This is a genomic window from Anaerococcus cruorum (assembly GCF_046365495.1).
Classification (GTDB): Bacteria; Bacillota; Clostridia; order Tissierellales; family Peptoniphilaceae; genus Anaerococcus; species Anaerococcus cruorum.
In genome coordinates, this window is the sequence record NZ_JBGMEH010000010.1 from 1 (window position 1) to 1,072 (window position 1,072).

The 1,072-nt window shown below is 44.3% G+C and carries 1 rRNA gene; it reads left to right on the forward strand.

The features are described from left to right. Positions 1–1,072: ribosomal RNA gene (locus ACCQ40_RS08165) — 23S ribosomal RNA — on the forward strand; the annotation flags it as partial.

Here is a 1,072-nt window from a genome sequence, read left to right on the forward strand (position 1 = left end):
CCCTAGGTATCCGAATGGGGAAACCCGGCTGTGGAAGACACAGTCATCATAAAATAAATACATAGCTTTATGAAGTTAGACCCTGCGAACTGAAACATCTAAGTAGCAGGAGGAAAAGAAAGAAAACTCGATTTTCCAAGTAGCGGCGAGCGAAAAGAAAACAGCCCAACCCAGTAAGAAATATATTTTTTAGTTAAATCATTTGGGAAGATGAACCATAGAAAGTGACAGTCTTGTAAACGAAAGAAAATATATTGTGGGGGCAAGTAGCAGTGAACACGAGTAATTTGCTGTGAAGATAGGGGGCCCATCCCCTAAGGCTAAATACTAACATGTGACCGATAGCGAACAAGTACCGTGAGGGAAAGGTGAAAAGAACCCCGAAAGGGGAGTGAAATAGAACCTGAAACCTTGTGCCTACAAGCAGACAAAGCACTAAAGTGTGATGTCGTACCTTTTGTAGAATGGGCCAGCGAGTTATCGTATTTAGCAAGGTTAAGTCTTTAAGAGACGGATCCAAAGCGAAAGCGAGTCTTAATAGGGCGAAAGTTAAATGCGATAGACCCGAAACCGGGTGATCTATCCATGGTCAGAGTGAAGGTGAAGTAAAATTCACTGGAGGCTCGAACCGGGTGCGGTTTAAAACGCATCGGATGAACTGTGGATAGGGGCGAAAAACCAAACGAACCCGGAGATAGCTGGTTCTCCTCGAAATAGCTTTAGGGCTAGCCTATGACTTAAGATTTAAGGAGGTAGAGCACTGACTGGCCTAGGGCGGCTTACCGTACCAAAGCCTATCAAACTCCGAATGCCAAAAAATCAGGTCATGGAGTCAGACTTAGAGGGATAAGCTCCTAAGTCGAAAGGGAAACAGCCCAGACCGACAGCTAAGGTCCCAAAATCTGGATTAAGTGGAAAAGGATGTGAACCTACTAAGACAACCAGGACGTTGGCTTAGAAGCAGCCATACATTTAAAGAATGCGTAATAGCTCACTGGTCAAGTGGGTTTGCGCCGAAAATAAACGGGGCTAAAATTCAGTACCGAAGCTTCGGATTGATAGAGAATTTAAA